Origin of the sequence: Paraburkholderia sp. NMBU_R16 (assembly GCF_013282575.1) — a bacterium.
Taxonomy (GTDB): domain Bacteria; phylum Pseudomonadota; class Gammaproteobacteria; order Burkholderiales; family Burkholderiaceae; genus Trinickia.
On sequence record NZ_JAAAYE010000037.1, the window covers coordinates 18,479 to 36,582 of the forward strand.

An 18,104-nucleotide genomic window follows, 5' to 3' on the forward strand; every position below is an offset into this window, starting at 1 on the left:
TTTTCGGCGCCTCCCGCACGCTTCTCAACGCCGCGGCTCCACCCCCAGCGCCTGCGCCTTTCGCACGAGATCCGGCAGCGAACGCGCTTCCATCTTCTTCATCATCTGGCCACGGTGAATCTTCACGGTGATCTCGCTCAGATTCATTCGAGCGGCAATCTGCTTGTTCATCAGGCCGGCGATCACGAACGCCATGACCTCGCGTTCCCGCGGCGTCAGCGATTCGTAAGCCATGCCGAGCGATGCGAGCGAGCGTTCGGCGGCGAGCCGTTCACCGTCGCGCGCCAGCGCTTCGTTGACTGCATCGAGCAGATCCTGCTCGCGAAACGGCTTGGGGAAGAAATTGAGCGCGCCGGCCTTCATCGCCTTGACGGACATTTCGATGTCGCCATGGCCCGACATGAACAGGACAGGCATGCGCAAGCCATTGCGGCTCATATCCTGCTGAAACGCGAGACCGCTCTCGCCGGGCAATCTGACGTCGAGAATGAGACAGCTCGGCACGGCCTTTCGTTTGAAGTCGAGGAAATCGCGTACCGATCCGAACGTTTCGACCGCGAATCCTACCGAACGCAATAGATTGCGTAACGCGTTGCGCATTCCTTCGTCGTCGTCGACTACATAGACGATGGGGGAATCGTCGCCTGTCTTCGTCACTGTCGAATGCTGAGCGGATACCATGCGGCCCCCGTGCACCCGGCGCGCATCAGGCGCACGAGGCGCCGCCGCAACGCGGGAATCGGCAGTCATTATAGGCCGCGCCAAAGGTACCGCACGAGGCGTACGGCACATACGCCGCTACTGCACGTGCTTCTCGGCGGGCCGGCCATACCGAAGTATGAACGCATCAAACGATTGTGCGCGCCCGGCGTCTTCTCGCACAGTTGTCGCCGCGCATGCGGTGGCCTACCTTTGATCGCAGGGCGGCACCTCGTCAGGCATAGCGCCCGGGAGCCCGATCCGGATGAGCGCGGCATGTCCGCCGCGCGCGATGCCGGGCGGATTCGTCAATGCGTCTTTGCGGTGGACAACCATGGCGGTCAGAGCGGAACGATTTCGGGCACGATGCCGGCTCGGTGGGCGATCGTCGTTATGCGCGTCGCGTGCGACGCGCGGCCCCGGCCGCACGCGCATCGTGCGGGCGATCGAGAAATCGCGTCAATGCATGTTGCGCAAGGAATCGGACGCGGCACGCATGTTTGCCATGCTCGACGATCCGAGCGACTGAACCCACGACGCACGAATCGTCAGACGAACGCGAGGCGCGCTGAGCGCTCGCGGTTGCCCCGCGCGGCTCAACGCTGCGATGCGGCGGATTTCCCTTCTCTTCCTGGATGAACCGGTAAACGCGGAAGCGCTGCCGGCGCTTCGCCGCTTCTTTGGCGGCGCCTCGCTCGGTGCAGCGGGTGTGGGAAAAAAGACGCGGCGGCAATCAGGTTGCGCGCCGCGCTGGAACGGTCAAAGCAATGTGACGTAACGCAGATCGACGGTGCGGCGATAGACGTTCTTGCCGAGCCATGGCACGTAGGTATATTCGGCGTAGGCGTTGCTGCCCATCAAAAGCCATGTGTTCAGCCGAGACATCGTGGTTCTCCGAAAAATCGATGCTCGTTGCAAGAACGCGTGGAGCATGTATCGAAGCGTACGCACTGTCCCGAGCCCGCGCCATTCTACGAGGGGATGGAGTAAGTCTTCGCCTGGATGAGCACGAGAAACGGACGTATGACAGGGTTTGTACTGCGGCACCGTCCGCAGCGCGGGAATTTCCGCATGAGTAAGCTGCGGCAACCGCATCGGCTCCGCTTATCGACCGCGGCGTTTATGCCGCTCGCGCATCGCCGGCCACTCGAGCGCCGATGACTGCGTAGGGAAACGATTCGGATTTCTTGATCCGCACATCGTCGAATCCGGTGCTGTTGAGGAGTGCCGTCATTTCGCCCTCCGTGAACCGATGCGAATAGAAAACCTGCATGCGATCGCCTCGCGCGAACTCGAGCTGTGTTCCCGGGACCTTCACGTTGCGATCGAACTTGAAGTAGCCCACCACGCTATGACGCTCGGCGTCCCAAACGATCTGCAACCGGCCGGCATGGGCCAAGCCAAGCTGCTTGACTGAAGCAAGGATGTGCTCTTGATAGGCCGTGGCTCGATATCCGACCAGTGTCCTTTCCATTGCAGCCTCTTGTTCAGGAATGAGCGCCACGCCCACGAGAAGCCGGCCATCGAGCGGCAAGCGCGACTGAATGTTTTTCAACATGATCGCTGGATGGTCTGGATTACCAAGCGTTTGGCCCAACAGCATTCCCACCGTCAACCCGTCGCGGTGGGGGACGGGACGTTGCGCCTCACCGATCGAATGAGGATCCTCCAGATCGAGCGAATCGAATTTCAATTTCAATTCTGGCCGAGCTCGTTGGAGCGCCGAAAGCGTACTTTTCGCTTTTTCCAACAACGCGGGGTTCACGTCTACTCCCGTGTATTCCGGCGCTGGCTGACCGAAGCTCTTGATAATCTCCGCCGCCTTGCACCCATCTCCCGGCCCGAACTCCCGAATCGCGCCGATGTGTCCGTCCCATTCCTCAACGAAGGCCTTGACGAGTGCGAGTTCCGCTCGAGGCAACGCGTACTTCGGATCTTTGGACGCTACCACCCACTTTTCGGCGCCTGCGGGAGTCAAATACGCGACGTTGACCGGAAGGACGTGGATGCCATCGCGGTACACGATCGAATCGGCTATACGCCGTCTCAATGCGTCGACGCTATCCCCCGCACGCCCGGACAATGACTGATCATCGCTACCGGCTCCGGCCTTGAAAGACGCCGACGCGCCATCGGCCACCCCCGGAGTGCGCAGCGCATCGAGTGCGGCATTGACGGTGGATGGCTTTCGCGCGCTTGCGCTGCCTCCCGAGGTTCCGCTACCGGGGCCGCCCGGTAACACCGGATCATGATGGTGGAAGCAGGGAACGACTGCATGATCTAACCATCCGGGACTCGGTGTCATCGCGTCGCGCCATTTCGTAAATGGAAGTTCGGTTGCCGCCGCGTCGAGCACAACAGCGTATCGCGTGCTCGCGTATAGCGGACTGCATTCACCCGGTGCGAAATCCTCGTCCATTCGAGACATGCTTGTCGCTCGGTGCGCGAACTAATGGCATGGCGTGCGCACCTCGTGGCGTCATACCCCCGCATGCGAACTTCCTCTGCAGGTATGCGCGCGAGAACGAGGGGAACTTTCGCGCGATCCTGAACCGAACACTACTCAATGCACCTATAAACGCCTCGAAGACCGGCGACCCAGAGCTGTCTTGTCATGCAAACAACAGCTCGAGCCGATGCAAGGAGAGTGGATGGATCGAAAAAGAGTACCGGGTCTCGACTGCGGTCGGGCCATTGCCGTCGTTTCAGTCGTCGCAGTTCACTTGTCGTTTCAATTTCCTCATCTGCCGCATTGGGCGAAAATCGTCGCCCGTATGGGCCAATATGGAGTACAGCTTTTCTTCGTGATCAGCGCCGTTACGATCTTCATGACGCTGGAGACCGAACGTGCACGATATGCAAGCACCGGTCAGATCGTCTTGCGTTTTTACGTCAAACGGTTTTTCCGCATCGCTCCGCTCTACTACGTCGCAATCGTCGGATATGGCCTGATGAGTTGGTACACCTACACGTTTCAGGCCGATCACGCCTCGATTCTCGGGCCCCACGACACCTCTGACATCCTGCTGAACCTGTTCTTCGTTCACGCACTGTCCAATTCGGCCATCAACAACGTCGTCCCGGGCGGATGGTCGATCGGAGTGGAGATGCTGTTCTATCTGATCGCGCCGCTCGTCTTCTTCTGTACAGGCGGCTCGCGTTCTCGGCTGACGGCGCTGAGCGTGCTGCTCTTGTCCGCTTGCGCAGCGTCTCTTATTACCGGCGCATGCGGCGGCCGCCTCGAATGCAGCGTTCAAAACAACACGTTCTTCTATTTCTGGCCTCCGGTCCAAGTACCGTGTTTTCTCGTGGGTTTCTGGTGCTGGAATCTGTTCGGCCCATATCTCGTTGGGCAAGTGCAATTGAGCCGCCGTGGCATGGCCGTCGCACTGTTCGTTTCGATCCTCTGCGGCGCGGGCACCGCCGTCCTTGGCGTCTGGCTGGGACTCGCGCACGAATTGGCGCCCATCGTCGCGGCATGCGGAGCCGCCGCCTTGTTGCTTGCATGCTGCTCGCGGGCCGACCGGTCGCTGCCTGCCCGTGTCGCCGATGCCATTGGGCGCGAAAGCTACGGCGTCTATCTCTGGCATTTCATCTTCCCATTCGCGGCGATGTACGTTTTCCGGGATTCGGCCTTCCTTGCCACGCATGGATCGTGGATGTCGCTGGCCGTCTTCATGCTTACCCTCGCGGCCGCGGTGGCAGCCTCGTATGCACTATCGCGTGTCACCGATACGCTCATTCAACGCGGCGCATCCGAGCTCGCGCGCACGCTCCTCCAGCAGATCGACATGCGGTTCGGCTTCGGCGCTGCGCCATCGCGCCGGCTGGAGTAGACTGCGCGACGGCGCGCATCGCATCGAGGAGACCGGATGAATCCTTCAGAACGCATCGACGAACTAATCGCAGGCCTCACGGACTGGCGCGGCAAGACCTTCGCCGAGCTCCGTGCGGCCATTCTCGAAGCCGATCCGCACATCGTCGAGGAATGGAAGTGGATGGGAAGCCCCGTCTGGTACTGCGATGGGATGATTGCCGTCGCCAACGCCCACAAAGGGAAAGTGAAGGTCACTTTTCTGCACGGCGCGCACATGCCCGATCCGGATAAGCTCTTCAACGCGGGGCTCGAAGGCAACGCAAGACGAGCGATCGATTTTTTCGAAGGCGACAAGATAAACAAGCGCGCGTTTAAAAATCTCGTGCGCGCAGCGATCGTCTATAACCGAACGGCCTTGAAGAAGAGCCGGAAGACGCCTGCGGATGCGGAAACGAAGACACCGAAAAGCAAAGCGGCATGAAGTCGTCGATCCAAAGCCGTCGAATCGCCCTGCAGCCATAGCGGCAAGAAAATTTATCTCGGCTTTTGCGAGCGGGGCTGCGTTCGCCTCGGCCGCAACGGCGGCGTGCGCCCTGTCGATTCGCGCACGACCAGTTCCATTCCAGGCACGACATGCACGGCGCGAGCCGGCCTCGCACCTTCCACCATCTCGAGCGCGAGCGCTATCGAGCGCGCGGCGATCTCCGCTGTGGGCAACCGCACGGTAGTCAACGCCGGGCGGAATTGATGGGCAAGCGCAATATCGGTGAATCCGATGATCGATAGATCCTCGGGCACGCGTTTGCCGAGATCCGCGGCCGCCTGCATTGCGCCGATGGCCATCAGGTCGTTCGTCGCGAAGATCGACGTCAAGGTTCGGTCGGAACGCAACAGTTTCGTGGCCGCCTCGTAGCCGCTCTCGATCGAATCGTGCGCATGCGCGACGGCAACTGCGTTTTCGCCATGGCCGTGTTTCGTGAGCGCATCGGTAAATCCGCGAAGCCTCACCGTCTGCGGGCCGCCCGAGCCCGCGCCGACCAGCGCACCGAACTTGCGGTGTCCGAGCTCCGACAGATGCGCGGCCGCAAGTGCGCCGGCCGCCGCAAAATCGATAGTGACGCAAGGCAACGCGCGCGAAGCGCGGACATGCTCCCACATGCAGAGCACGACCGCCGCCCTCTTACCCGCAATCTCCGTCAGTTCGCGCTCGCTCAGATCCGTGTTCATGACGATGACCCCGGCCGCGAGCGAACCTGCGATCTGCTCCAGATAGGCCCGCGTAATGGCAGGATCGTCATCCGTGTTGCATACGAGCAGAAAGTGGCCGCGCTTACGCGCTTCGCGTTCCGCCGCGCGCACGAACTCCGGGTAAAACGGGTTCGTGATGTTCGAAAGCATCAGCGCGAGCGTCGACGTACGGCCGCTCGCGAGCGCGCGGGCCGTCAGGTTCGGCCGATAACCGAGCTCGCGGATGGCCGCAAGCACCCGCTCCACCGTTTCCGGCTTCACCTTGTGAGGATTGCGTAATACGTTGGAAACGGTGGCCCCCGTTACCTTCGCTCGCCGCGCCACTTCGGCAAGTGTGACCAAATTCTTTTCCCCCGATTCAAGCGGTCAGGCGCCGCCCGTTGCCCGAGCTCGTTTTCCCAGATGGTGGGACGCACTCCCAAACGTTGCGCGACAGGATTCTGTGCGCTAACTTCCGTCCCATCAGAAGCACCCCCTTCATAGGAGACCACATGGTACGACCGACCACGGCAACCTGGCGATAAAAATTTAAGCGCTTAAATCTCGGACCGCCCGGAACAGCCGTTTGCACTACACAAACAATGGAGACAACGATGAAACTCAACGTGCGCGCACTCGCGCTGGCCTCTCTGAGCTGCGCGACTTTTGCAGCGGCATCTTCGGCCTGGTCAGGAACGCTGAATATCACGGTATCCGCGCGCGGCAATCAGCGCGCCACCTGGCAAAACGCATTCGATCAGTTCAAGAAGGCCAATCCCGATGTCGATCTTAAGATCAGCTATGTCGGAGAAGAGGCTTACAAGGTGCAGATGTCGGGCTGGCTCGCCACTGATCCGCCCGATGTGCTCAGTTGGCACAACGGCGAACGGATGGCCTATTTTGCACGGCGCAGCCTGCTCGAAGACTTGAGCAGCGATTGGCAAAAGAACGGCTGGAACCAGACTTACGCTTCGGTGAAGTCATCGTCGACTTACGCCGGCAAGCAGTACAGCGTGCCCCTCGGATACGACGCATATGGGTTCTTCTACCGCAAGGACCTGTTCCATAAGGCCGGTATTTCCGGTGAACCTGCGACTTGGCAGCAGTTCCTGGACGACTGCAGGAAGCTGAAGGCCGCCGGTATCGCGCCGATCGCGGTGCCGGCGCGCGATTCGTGGACCCTTGCCGCCTGGTTCGACTATCTCGACCTGCGCATCAACGGCTACGCATTCCACCAGCAACTGATGGCGGGCGACATCGCATATACGGACCCGCGCGTGAAGCATGTCTATGAAGCATGGAAAACGCTCATCGACGACAAGTACTTCATCGAGAACGCGCTCTCCTACGATGTCGATTCGATCAGCCCGATGCTCGTAAACGGGCGGGCCGCGATGATGCTGATGGGCACGTTCTTCTCGGCCGCATTGCCCTCGGCGACGCGCCAGGAAATGGGTTACTTCCGCTTCCCCGTCATCGATGCTTCGGTTCCGTTGGCCGAGGACGGTCCCGTCAATGTGCTGATCGTCCCTGCCAAGGCAAAAAACAAAACCGATGCTCGGCGCCTCATCGCGTTCATGGGCCAACCGGAGATCAACGGCGAACTCGCGAAGGGCTGGGGAACGTTGCCGTCCAACAACAAGGCCCCCGAGCCGCAGGACCCGATATCGAAGGTCGGTTTCCAGACCCTTTCGAGTACCCCCGGCGGCATCGCGCAGTTCTACGATCGCGACATGACGAAGGAAATGGCCGACGAGGGCATGAAGGCGATGCAGCAGTTCTTCTCCGATCCCACGCAGCTCGATGCGATTTTGCAGCGCCTCGAGTCCACGCGTAAGCGGATCTACAAGAAGTAGGCGGTGCGATCGCGGGGCCGGTGCTCGCTGCTGCGCCCGCCCTGCACGCAGGAGTTTCGATCGATGTCCATTTCCATTACTCCACGAGCGTCGCGGCGCGCAGCGCGGCCGGCGACGAACAATCGGTCGCCGCTCGTCAAGCGGCGCACGCGCGCGGCACTCTGCTTCCTGCTTCCGGGCCTCGCTCTCTTTACGGTGTTCGTCATCTATCCGATCGCGAGCAGTATCGTCCTCAGCTTTCATCACTGGGACGGCATGACCGCGAAGACATTCGCAGGTCTCGACAACTATCGGGAGCTAATCGCATCGGACACGTTCTACACCGCCCTCAAGAACAATCTGACCTGGCTCGCGCTGTTTCTGCTTGCCCCGCCCGCCGGATTGGTCCTCGCGCTTTACCTGAATCAGAACGTCACCGGCATCCGCCTCGTGAAGTCGTTGTTCTTCGCTCCGTTCGTGCTGCCCGGCGTCGTGGTGGGTCTCGTCTTTTCCTGGTTCTACGACCCGACGTTCGGCTTGTTGAAGCTCATCGTCGGTCACGGTATCCCGGTCCTCGGCGATCCGCGCTACGTGACCTTCGGCATCGTCTTCGCCGCGCTTTGGCCACAAATTCCGTTCTGCATGATCCTCTATCTGACTGGACTCACGGCCATCAATCCCGAGATCGTCGAAGCGGCCCGCATGGAGGGCGCGGGCGGCTGGGCATTGCTTTGGCATGTGATCCTGCCGCAGTTGCGTCCCGCCACGTTCATGGCGTTCGTGCTGACCGTCATCGGCGCGCTGCGCAGCTTCGATCTCATTTCGGTGATGAGCGGCGGCGGTCCGTTCGACAGCTCGACGGTGCTCGCCTATTTCATGTACGACCAAGCGATCAAGTACTACCGCGAGGGCTATTCGGCCGCGATCGCGGTGGTGCTGTTCGCGATCATGCTCGTCTATATCGCATGGCAATTGCGCCGCCTCGTGCGGACCGATTCCTGAACATCCTGAACAGATCCTGGGGAGCATTCGATGTATCCGATGCCTGTCGCCCGGTGGCGGCCCGTACCGCGCCTGCTCTATTGCGTCTCGCTGCCTGTCGCGCTCCTGTTATGGCTCGTGCCGCTGCTCGCCGTACTCGTCACCTCCGTGCGCTCTACCGACGAGTTGCTGGCAGGCCACTACTGGACGTGGCCCAGACACTTCGCGCTCTTCGAGAATTACGGCACGGCACTCACGCAGACGCCAATGCTGCATTACTTCTGGAATAGCTGCCTGATCACACTGCCGGCCATGGCGATTTCGATCGCGCTTGCCTCGATGGCCGGTCATGCGCTGGCCAGCTACCGCTTCAGGGGAAATGCGGTGCTGCTCGGCATATTCGTCGCCGGCAACTTCGTGCCGATTCAGATCTTGATGATTCCCGTGCGCGAATTGATGCTCGGACTCAATCTCTACAACACGGTCTGGGCGCTCGTCATTTTCCACGCCGCGTTCCAGACGGGCTTTTGCACACTGTTTCTGCGCAATTTCATCCGCGAGCTTCCATACGAACTCATCGAGGCCGCGCGCATCGAAGGAGCGAGCGAGTGGACGATCTTCGCACGCGTCGTGCTGCCGCTCGTGCGGCCGGCGCTCGCCGCGCTCGCCATTCTGGTCTTTACCTTCGTCTGGAACGACTACTTCTGGGCGCTCTGCCTCACACAAGGCGACGAGGCAGCGCCCATTACCGTCGGCGTGGCAGCGCTCAGGGGGCAGTGGACCACCGCGTGGAATCTCGTCTCGGCCGGCTCGGTGCTCGCCGCCCTGCCGTCCGTCCTGATGTTCTTCGCCATGCAGAAACACTTCGTTGCCGGCCTGACGTTCGGCGCAACGAAGGGTTAGCGCAACGCCAGCTGCGCGTCGACCATTTTTCACAAACGAATCGAGGAACGCTCAATGCAGCTTGGCGTCTGTTACTACCCGGAACATTGGCCCGAGCATAAGTGGGAAATCGATGCGCGCCGAATGGCGGAGATGGGCATCGCACGTGTTCGCATCGCGGAATTCGCATGGAGCCGGATCGAGCCGGAGCCGGGTCGCTATGAATGGGCTTGGCTCGACAATGCCATCGCGACGCTGGCACGCCACGGGTTGACGCTTGTCATCGGCACACCGACCGCGGCGCCGCCCAAGTGGCTCGTCGACCTGCATCCCGAGATACTTCCGGTTGCAAGCGACGGCACCACGATGCAGTTCGGGTCGCGACGTCACTATGACATTTCGAGCCCAATCTATCGCGATCACTGTGCGCGGATCGTCGGCGAGATGGTGCGCCGTTACGGCGCGCATCCCGCTGTCGTCGCGTGGCAAACCGATAATGAAATCGGCTGCCACGATACGCTGCCCTCCTATACGCGCGCCGCATTGCTTGGCTTTCGACGCTGGCTCGCCGCGCGCTATGAAAACATCGGCGCACTGAACGTGGCGTGGGGCAACGTTTTCTGGAGCATGGAATACCGCAGCTTCGAAGAGATCGAACTGCCGGTCCGAACCCCGACCGATGCCAACCCCGCCCATGTGCTCGATTTCCGACGCTTTCAATCCGACGAAGTCGCGAGCTTTCATGCGTTGCAAGCCAGGCTGATCCGCGCGCATTCGCCTGGACGCGATGTGCTCCACAACTTCATGGGTTTTTACGCCGCATTCGATCATTACGTATTCGCACGTCACGGACTCGACGTAGCTGCGTGGGACAGCTATCCGGTACCGCGCACCGAAGTACTGCCGCTTCCAGAGGCCGACAAGCACCGCTGGGCACGCACCGGACATCCCGACGTTTCCGCATTCAGCCACGATCTCTACCGCGGTGTGGGCAACGGGCGCATGTGGGTCATGGAGCAGCAGGCGGGCCCCGTCAACTGGGCACCGTGGAACCCGGTACCCGAACCTGGCATCGTGCGGCTTTGGACGTGGGAGGCGTTCGCGCATGGCGCCGAGCTCGTGTCTTACTTCCGCTGGCGGCAGTGTCCGTACGCGCAGGAGCAGATGCATTCCGGCCTCCATACACCTGACGATGCGCTCTCGGCGGGCGGCGGTGAAGTCGAGCAAGTCGGCGCGGAGCTACGCCAGCTCGCCGCTTCGCTCGGTCAAAGCAGCGCAAAAGCCCATGTTGCGCTGCTATTCGACTATGAGGCCGATTGGGTCATCGCGACGCAGCGGCACGGCGTCGACATCGACTATCAGCATCTGGTGTTCGAGTGGTATTGCGCACTGCGTGAATGCGGGCTCGATGTCGATATCGTGTCGGCAAGCACCGATGTCAGCGGCTATGCGCTCGTCGTCGCACCGACGCTGCCGATTCTGCCCGGGCACGTCGTCGAACAGATTCGCAAAGGATCGAACCACTGGCTCTTTGGACCGCGCACCGGCGCGAAGTCCGAGACGTTTTCGATCGTGCCGCAGTTACCACCGGGCAAACTTCAGGAGGTGCTGCCGATGCGCATCGTTGCCTCCGAGTCGTTGCGGCCCTCGGTGCGCCCGACGCTGCGCTTCGACGGCGTCACCGGATCGGCACTGCGATGGCGAGACCATGCGGAACCCGGTGAGCAAACGGAGACGATCGCGCGCTTCGACGATGGTCTGCCCGCCATCCTTCGCCACGGCCGGGTGACGTTTGCGACAGCCGGATTCGATCGTGCGCTGCTGGGTGCCTTGATGATGCACTGCGCGCGCGGGGCCGGCCTCGACGCAGCGGCGTTGCCCGAAGGCCTGCGGCTGCGCAGGCGCGGCCCGCTGCGCTTCGCCATCAACTATGGGGCCGAGCCGCACCCGGTCCCGGCGCCGCCCGGCGCGAAGTTCGTGCTGGGGGGCCCCATCGTCGGGCCAGTGGACGTGGCCGCATGGCTTGAAGAATGAGCCGTGCGGTAAGCAAGAAGCGGTTGCCTTATCGCTCGCGGCATATCGGAATGTCAGAGGTAACTGCAGATATAGTCGAGCGTTTCGATCACCTCGATATCGAAGCGGCTCTTGCCCGGTACGGAGAACGATTGGCCCGCCCCGTATGTCTTCCACTCGTCGCTTCCTTCGAGACGAATGCGGCACTGGCCTGCCTGCACCTCCATGAGTTCGGGCGCATCGGTACCGAAGTTGAGCGTGCCGGGCAAAATGACGCCGAGCGTCTTGCGCGAGCCGTCCGCGAACAGCACCGTGTGCGACACGCATTTGCCGTCGAAGTAAACGTTGGCTCGTTTGACGATGGAAACTTGATCGAATTGCGTTGCAGCCGTCATGGGACTTTCCTCTTGGCGTTATAAGCGTATGAGCCGCCGCGGCATGACGATCACGCCCAACGGCCGGAGTTGCGCCGCTTTACCGCCAGCGCGCACGACGGCAATGATACGATACGGCGCTCGGCGTTCAGCGAAATACCTTGACAGAGGCAAACGTCAAGCGTAGGGTGAGGGCCGAAGTCTTCAAGAAGCGTGATTGCTGTTCATCATTGACCGCGGAACGCGGTATTCGTTGTCCTCTCCCTCCTTGATTCTTTTCCCCGCGTCGATTTCGCGACGCATCTCTACATTTGTCCATTATCAGGAGAACTTTTATGGATACCGGTACCGTCAAGTGGTTCAACGACAGCAAGGGTTTTGGCTTCATCACGCCTGACAACGGCGGCGATGATCTCTTCGCGCATTTCTCGGAAATTCGCGGCGATGGTTTCAAAACGCTCGCCGAAGGCCAAAAGGTCAGCTTCGAGACGAAGCGTGGCCCCAAAGGCATGCAAGCCTCGAACATCTCGCCTCTGTAAATAGGCAGGGTGCTTCACAGCACCCTCTGCGCCCGCCAAATCGCGCGCAAAAACTTGCCGAACCCGTTTCCCGCAAGGGACCGGGATTCGGCGCGTCATCGCTTTCGCGGTGGCTCACTCACGGAGAAATGGATTTGGCAAAAGAAGAATTGCTCGAACTCGACGGTGTGGTGGACGAAGTGCTGCCCGATAGCAGATTTCGCGTCACACTCGAAAACGGTGCAGTAGTCGGGGCGTACGCCTCGGGTCGCATGCGCCGGCACCATATCCGCATCCTTGCGGGCGATCGCGTCCGCCTCGAATTGTCGGTCTACGACCTGACCAAAGGACGCATCAATTTCCGGCACAAAGACGAACGGAGCTCGGGCAGCGCCCCCCGGAGCCGGTTTGCCCGACGCTGACGCGTCGAAATACAAATTGGCCTGGCATGTCCATCGCCATCGGGGTGCAACGGGTGACGCGACTTAGCTGCCCTTTCTGAATCCGCTCGGCGTGGTGCCTGTCAGGCGCCTGAAGAAACGCGTAAAGTACGCGGGTTCGGAGAACCCGAGCAAATCGGCGATCTGACTCACGCTCAGCGTCGTATAGATCAGATTCCGCTTGGCCTCGAGCAACAGCCGCTGATGCACGATCGAAAGCGCACTCTGGCCGGCCAGGCGCTGACACACCGCATTCAGATGGACAGCCGTGATGCCCAGCGACGACGCATACTCGCTGATCGGCAATTGCTCGCGATAGTGCTTCTCGAGCAGTTTCGAGAACGCCTTCAGATGGGTATGTCCGCGATCCAACCTTTCGTTGGCCACCTCGCGCTGATGATCCTGGCGGCTGACCCACACAATCAATGCGCTCACGAGCGAGCGAAGCAGCAGATCCCGCGAAGGCGCCGGGTTGCCGTATTCGCGGTTCAATGCCGCGCAGAGCGTGTCGAGGTATTTCCGATCCGCGCCGACCGGATAGCAGGCGGGGTGCTGTAGGACGAGGCGCGGCGAGTCGATCTGTTCCTGAAGCCAGCTCACGAGCGGAGCTGCGATCGTGATGACGAATCCATCTACGTCCGGACTGAACGTGAAGCCATGCACGCATAGCGGCGGCACGATCTGGATCGCTGGCCGCTTGATTTCCGTGCGCTCGCCTTCGATATCGATCAGAGCCGTTCCTCTGCGGACGTAGAGAAGTTGCGCGAGGTCGGAATGACGGTGCTCGCGAATCTCCCAGTCATACAGGCTGCTGCGCTCCGGGATCGACTCGCAGTGAAGCAGGTCCGGCGTGCGCCAGTCACGACCTTCGCCATAGAGCTTGAAGATCGGAATGTCGTGCAAGCTCGAATGCTTCATTGCCTGATCGCGTCCGACGGCGTCGGCCCCGCGCCCGTTGCGTCTGTTTTCGAAGGTCCGATCGATCAATGCGCGAGCGCCTGCGCGCGATCGCCGCTCCGACCCTTGCTGCCTTGTTGAGGATGGACTGCCTGCTTCACGAGCAGCGCCACGGCGGAAATGATGCCGCCCACGGCCAAGACTGCGAAGATGCCCGCAAAGCTGAAGTGCAGACGTGTCAGCTCGGCTACGAGAAAAGAGCCGGCGATTCCGCCGAATCGGCCGATGCCCAGCATCCACGCAACGCCGGTACCGCGTCCGGCGGTCGGATAGAAGGCAGCCGCGAGCGCCGGCAGCGACGATTGAGCCGTATTCATCAACACACCCGCGACGAATACCAACAGCACGAGGCCGCCGATATTGCCGGCCGTCTGCCCGATCATGAAGACGCTGACGGCCGTCAATGCAAAGCAGGCAGCGACGATCCGGTTTCCGTTGCGCCGATCCATCAGCGCGCCTGACAGCACGGCACCGATGCCACCGAGCGGGAACAATGCGGAGATCAGCGTGGCTCGCTGCGGCGCAAGCCCTGCATCCTTGAGCAGGATCGGCATCCAATTGATTGCGGCATAGAAAATCACGAGACCCATGAAATAGGCGATCCACAGCATGATGGAGCCGAAGACGTACGAACGGGACAGTACAACGCCGATCCCATTGCCGCGATGCGCGGGAGCCACCTCGCCCAACGTGAAGTCATGGATCGCGTCGGCATCCGGCGAAATGCGCCGCAGTGCGGCGCGAATCTTGTCCTTCGATTGCGCGCGCAGCACCATGAAGCGGACAGATTCCGGCAAAGCAGCGGCCATGACCAGCAAGAGCGCCAGCGGCACGACGCCGCCCAGGACGAGCACGCTGCGCCAGCCGAAATGCGGAATGATCCAGGCGGCCAGGAAGCCGCCCAACGCCGCGCCTAAGGGGAAGCCGCAGAACATGAGGTTGGTCAGTGTCGAGCGCCGCGAATCGGGGCAATACTCGCTCATCATGGTGACCGCGTTCGGCATGGCAGCCCCGAGGCCGATGCCGGTTATGAACCGCAGGATCGTCAATTGGCTCAGGTCACCGGCAAAGGCCGACATCAAGCAGGCCGTGCCGAAGATGGCGACGGAGCCGATCAATAGCTTGCGTCGGCCAAGCCGGTCGGACAAGGGGCCGGCCACGATCGCGCCGAACGCCAGACCGAACAATGCGGCGCTCAAGACTGGCGCAAGGGCGGGCTTCGTCAGATGCCATTCGCCAAGCAGCGAAGGGGCGATGAAGCCGATCGAGGCGGTATCGAAGCCGTCGAGCAGCACGATGACGAAACACATCGAAAAAATCAGCCACTGGAACTTCGAAAAGCGCCGAGCGTTGATGAAATCCTGAATGTCGACGGCGTGGGTAGCAGTCATCGTCCTCCTCCTTGTCTCGTCTTATGTTTTCTGACCGGGATGACGAAGCTGCGCGTCAGGCAGTCCTGATGCGATCCGTCGAATGGGCCCGGCCAGTGTGGTCGAGCCATTGTAGAAGGAAGGCACGCAGCCGACTTGCAAAAAGATCCAAAAAAATTGGACTATTCCAATATCGAGGGATTTCCCGATGAGTCGGCCGGGCGCCGGGTTCAATATGAACCTCGTCGGCGCCCGAGGGTGCGGTTTTACTTCACGTGGACCTTGATCGTCTGACTCCAGTCCGGTCCATATGATCGATGTGCGCCATCGGCGAACTGCAACGTGAGCGTATGGTCGCCCGGCGGCAGCGTCAGTTCGGCCTCGGTTTGACCTTTACCATAATGAATGGCGTGATCGTTCGCAGGTATCACGTCTCCTTTCGCAAGCGGCTTGCCGTCGACGAGGACATGGTGATGCCCCGCCCCAACGATCAACTCGCCCGCGGGCGCGACGCGCATTCCGCTGACAGCGAATTTGACGCGCACGGGATTGCTCACTGTCGCGCCATCGGCAGGCTCGACAAAACTGACGCCCGCGGCCGCCTGCGCGCTCATCGAGCCGGCGGACACGCTCGCGTATATCGCCAAGTTGAGAAGAAGCTTTGCGCATCGTCGAATCATGGGGACTAGCTCCTGGAAAGGATGAAAACTACGTAAATCGGCGCACATTCGAATCGCGCACGGATACCCCATAGTCAGCGTACGGGGCAATTTCACACGAGAGATGTTTTGTGAGCATCCCGTGCGGCGTCTGGACCGAATGCGATCGCGGCATCGCCGCCGTCGACGATATTGCCTCCGCCGCGGCACAGCGCCTGGAATCGCTCGAGCGCTAACACCGATCCGGTTACGGAATGATAGGTTTCCCTACCGATCTTCCCGTCGAGCAAAACGACGAATCCCGCCGCGCGGGCCATCTCGAGCGTATTCATTTGGCGCCCTCCTATCGGCAAGCAGCATCCGTATGTCTGTCGCTCGCCGCTGCAAACCGAACGCATGACGTTGCTGCGTACTTGCAAAACACCGCCGCCGCCGGCTTTATTCCGCGACTACGAAAGCGCGCATGGGCGAGCGTGCGCTATGCGCATCGCTGCGGGCCTTTGTGCAGGAAGTGCAGGAAGGTTTGTTGTCGGGATCGACACGGCAACGGAGCTATCGCAAGAACCGACGCCCGCTCAGTGTCACCGTTACCGGGCTCTTACACGCCGGCACTCCCGTAGAGCTGAGGCGCCAACTCCGGAGAACGACCTTGTGCGATCTGCGTGCCGAGCCGCTCGAGATCGACGCTGTCGTTTTTTGCAACGAGGACATACGCGAGACGATCGCGCCGCCAGGTGATGGCATCCATGCCGCCCACCTTCTCCGCATGCGCCGGCTCGTCGGGTCCTGTTTCGGCAATCGCGCACAGCGCGACGGGATCGCCCCGCTCGGGCAGATAAACGATCTGCACCAGCGGTTGGCCCGCATAGTTCAATCGCTGTACGCGTTTGAACGTCAGACCGGCCGCGCGCAGATCGGGAATGCTGAGCGTCGGCATACCGTCGACGCGGCGAATCTGATCCACCGTCCGCGCGGTGGCATTGCGGTCCGTAACGAGATCGGCGAGCGTCTTGCGCGAGTACAGCACCTGATAATCGACGACGGCTTTGACCCATGGTGAAACTTGCGAATCGCCGATATCGGCGGCGGCCAGCAGCGAGCCAGTCGTGACCGGCGGAAGGTATCTGAACACGATACCCGCGCTGAATGCACCGGCAACGAACGCGACGGCGAGCCACGGCAGCATCATGCGTTGGCGGCCACGCGGAGCTTTCGAGGCCAGCTGCTCGACGTTCGCGCGAAGCTGCGCCGGGACGTCGGGCAGCGCTTGATGTTCGAACGCAGCCTGAAACGGCAAAGCGGAAGCGCGCATGATGACAAGCTGCTCGGCCAGATCGGGCGACTTTTCGAGCGCGGCCTCGACCTCGGCCCGCACTTCAGGACTGGCCGTGCCGTCGACATACTCCATCAGCACGATCTCGTCGACGCTCATGATTGAGGCTCTCCTGTCATCGTTTGCGCCAACCCCACGCATTCTATTTCCGCGAACGTCATACCACCCTCGGATCGCGCATATTGCCGGCTTCCCGGCTGGCGGGACTGCGGACCGCCCGGCGACCGTCGTTGTGAAAACGCTGCCCGATCGTAAGCCGGGCGCGGGCAAGCCGGCTCATGACGGTCCCGATCGGAATGCCAAGTGTATCCGCCGCTTCCTGGTAGCTTAGTCCTTCGCTGGCAACAAGCAACATCACCACGCGCTGCGCATCCGGCAATTCGTCCACCGCTTTCATGATTTCCCAATACAGCACTTTCAGCTCGGGATTGGAACCGGCCGGGGTCGCAACGGTATCGACCAACTCCTCGCTCCATTCGAGACTGGCGCGGCTGCGAATCTGGCGCGCCCGCACTTCATTCAACCAAACGGAATGCATGATCGAAAACGTCCAGCTCAGCGCCGACGTACCCGGCTGCAATTGGTGTCGCCGCTCGAGCGCACGCACGCAAGCACGCTGGACCAGATCTTCGGCGTCCTCCTTGTTACGGGCAAGCCGCAGTCCGAACCGCCACAATCGCGGCAACAGGCTCGGTAAAATTTCCGCTAGATCGTCCACCTGATTCATCGATTTGCACCGTTTTACCTGAAGCACGTCGTTGAAGTCGCTGCTCCTGCGGCCGTCGGGATACGCTCACCAGGATACTTGCCAGCCAGGCACCGCCCGATGCCGGCCATCGTCATCGGACACTGCAGTCCCATCCGCAGTGTGTCACGTTAGCGGCCCCATGATCTACGCAAACCAGAAGCGGAACTACGGAAAAGCGAAGCACGCACGCCCCGCCCATTCAAATATTGCCGATGTCTACTAAAAACCGTAGTGGCGGATTGGCACCCGCT

At 61.1% G+C, this 18,104-nt stretch carries 19 protein-coding genes; 8 read left to right on the top strand and 11 right to left on the bottom strand.

Annotation, left to right across the window (positions count from 1 at the left end; translation table 11 throughout):
* Nucleotides 1–24 precede the first annotated feature (24 nt).
* From GWC77_RS18655 to GWC77_RS18660, 3 genes are all read right to left on the bottom strand, one after another.
* Nucleotides 25–681 carry a response regulator transcription factor gene (locus GWC77_RS18655; RefSeq protein ID WP_173259493.1) on the bottom strand — a complete coding sequence of 219 codons (657 nt, stop codon included), beginning with the start codon at nt 679–681 and terminating at the stop codon, nt 25–27.
* 777 nt (nt 682–1,458) lie between these two features.
* Entirely contained in the window at nt 1,459–1,584 is a 126-nt protein-coding gene (locus GWC77_RS30115) for a hypothetical protein (RefSeq protein WP_302181374.1), read from the bottom strand.
* 235 nt (nt 1,585–1,819) lie between these two features.
* Nucleotides 1,820–3,127: an L-histidine N(alpha)-methyltransferase gene (locus GWC77_RS18660; protein WP_173259435.1), complete on the bottom strand. Its 1,308-nt coding sequence runs from the start codon at nt 3,125–3,127 to the stop codon at nt 1,820–1,822.
* Between the two features lie 223 nt (nt 3,128–3,350).
* Between GWC77_RS18660 and GWC77_RS18665 the strand changes: the two genes are divergently transcribed.
* Nucleotides 3,351–4,535 (top strand): acyltransferase, encoded by a 1,185-nt coding sequence (locus GWC77_RS18665; RefSeq protein ID WP_173259437.1) that lies wholly within the window; start codon nt 3,351–3,353, stop codon nt 4,533–4,535.
* 36 nt (nt 4,536–4,571) lie between these two features.
* Nucleotides 4,572–4,997 (top strand): DUF1801 domain-containing protein, encoded by a 426-nt coding sequence (locus GWC77_RS18670; RefSeq protein WP_173259439.1) that lies wholly within the window; start codon nt 4,572–4,574, stop codon nt 4,995–4,997.
* A gap of 53 nt (nt 4,998–5,050) precedes the next feature.
* Here the strand turns inward: GWC77_RS18670 and GWC77_RS18675 are convergent, their stop codons facing one another.
* Nucleotides 5,051–6,106 (bottom strand): LacI family DNA-binding transcriptional regulator, encoded by a 1,056-nt coding sequence (locus GWC77_RS18675; RefSeq protein ID WP_173259441.1) that lies wholly within the window; start codon nt 6,104–6,106, stop codon nt 5,051–5,053.
* 251 nt (nt 6,107–6,357) lie between these two features.
* On the opposite strand from GWC77_RS18675, the gene GWC77_RS18680 reads away from it, so the two are divergent.
* The 4 genes from GWC77_RS18680 to GWC77_RS18695 all read left to right on the top strand — a co-directional run bounded on the left by GWC77_RS18680 (nt 6,358) and on the right by GWC77_RS18695 (nt 11,475).
* Nucleotides 6,358–7,599 (top strand): ABC transporter substrate-binding protein, encoded by a 1,242-nt coding sequence (locus GWC77_RS18680; protein ID WP_173259443.1) that lies wholly within the window; start codon nt 6,358–6,360, stop codon nt 7,597–7,599.
* A 63-nt stretch (nt 7,600–7,662) separates the two neighbouring features.
* Nucleotides 7,663–8,580 (top strand): carbohydrate ABC transporter permease, encoded by a 918-nt coding sequence (locus GWC77_RS18685; protein WP_173259445.1) that lies wholly within the window; start codon nt 7,663–7,665, stop codon nt 8,578–8,580.
* 30 nt (nt 8,581–8,610) lie between these two features.
* On the top strand, nt 8,611–9,462 hold the full coding sequence (locus tag GWC77_RS18690) for a carbohydrate ABC transporter permease (RefSeq protein ID WP_173259447.1): 852 nt from the start codon (nt 8,611–8,613) through the stop codon (nt 9,460–9,462).
* Nucleotides 9,463–9,516: 54 nt separating this feature from the next.
* Complete coding sequence (locus GWC77_RS18695; RefSeq protein WP_173259449.1) at nt 9,517–11,475, top strand: beta-galactosidase; 1,959 nt, start codon at nt 9,517–9,519, stop codon at nt 11,473–11,475.
* A 53-nt stretch (nt 11,476–11,528) separates the two neighbouring features.
* Here GWC77_RS18695 and GWC77_RS18700 read toward each other — a convergent pair whose 3' ends face one another.
* Complete coding sequence (locus GWC77_RS18700) at nt 11,529–11,849, bottom strand: pyrimidine/purine nucleoside phosphorylase (protein ID WP_173259450.1); 321 nt, start codon at nt 11,847–11,849, stop codon at nt 11,529–11,531.
* 314 nt (nt 11,850–12,163) lie between these two features.
* Here GWC77_RS18700 and GWC77_RS18705 point away from each other — a divergent pair, with 314 nt between their 5' ends.
* Both GWC77_RS18705 and infA read left to right on the top strand, forming a co-directional pair.
* The gene (locus GWC77_RS18705) at nt 12,164–12,367 is read left to right on the top strand and encodes a cold-shock protein (RefSeq protein WP_173259452.1); all 204 of its coding nucleotides are present in this window, start codon (nt 12,164–12,166) and stop codon (nt 12,365–12,367) included.
* 134 nt (nt 12,368–12,501) lie between these two features.
* Nucleotides 12,502–12,768, top strand: coding sequence for a translation initiation factor IF-1 (infA, locus tag GWC77_RS18710; protein WP_173259454.1), 267 nt, complete (start codon nt 12,502–12,504; stop codon nt 12,766–12,768).
* Nucleotides 12,769–12,831: 63 nt separating this feature from the next.
* On the opposite strand, the gene GWC77_RS18715 is transcribed toward infA, so the two are convergent.
* From GWC77_RS18715 to GWC77_RS18740, 6 genes are all read right to left on the bottom strand, one after another.
* Nucleotides 12,832–13,704 (bottom strand): helix-turn-helix domain-containing protein, encoded by an 873-nt coding sequence (locus tag GWC77_RS18715; protein WP_173259455.1) that lies wholly within the window; start codon nt 13,702–13,704, stop codon nt 12,832–12,834.
* A gap of 65 nt (nt 13,705–13,769) precedes the next feature.
* A complete protein-coding gene (locus tag GWC77_RS18720; RefSeq protein ID WP_173259457.1) occupies nt 13,770–15,134 on the bottom strand; it encodes an MFS transporter in 1,365 nt (454 codons plus the stop codon).
* Nucleotides 15,135–15,379: 245 nt separating this feature from the next.
* Nucleotides 15,380–15,727 carry a DUF4399 domain-containing protein gene (locus tag GWC77_RS18725; RefSeq protein WP_254367034.1) on the bottom strand — a complete coding sequence of 116 codons (348 nt, stop codon included), beginning with the start codon at nt 15,725–15,727 and terminating at the stop codon, nt 15,380–15,382.
* A gap of 158 nt (nt 15,728–15,885) precedes the next feature.
* The gene (locus tag GWC77_RS18730; protein ID WP_173259461.1) at nt 15,886–16,104 is read right to left on the bottom strand and encodes a hypothetical protein; all 219 of its coding nucleotides are present in this window, start codon (nt 16,102–16,104) and stop codon (nt 15,886–15,888) included.
* Nucleotides 16,105–16,370: 266 nt separating this feature from the next.
* A complete protein-coding gene (locus tag GWC77_RS18735; protein WP_173259463.1) occupies nt 16,371–17,204 on the bottom strand; it encodes an anti-sigma factor in 834 nt (277 codons plus the stop codon).
* Between the two features lie 58 nt (nt 17,205–17,262).
* Nucleotides 17,263–17,832, bottom strand: coding sequence for an RNA polymerase sigma factor (locus tag GWC77_RS18740; protein ID WP_173259465.1), 570 nt, complete (start codon nt 17,830–17,832; stop codon nt 17,263–17,265).
* Nucleotides 17,833–18,104 lie beyond the last annotated feature (272 nt).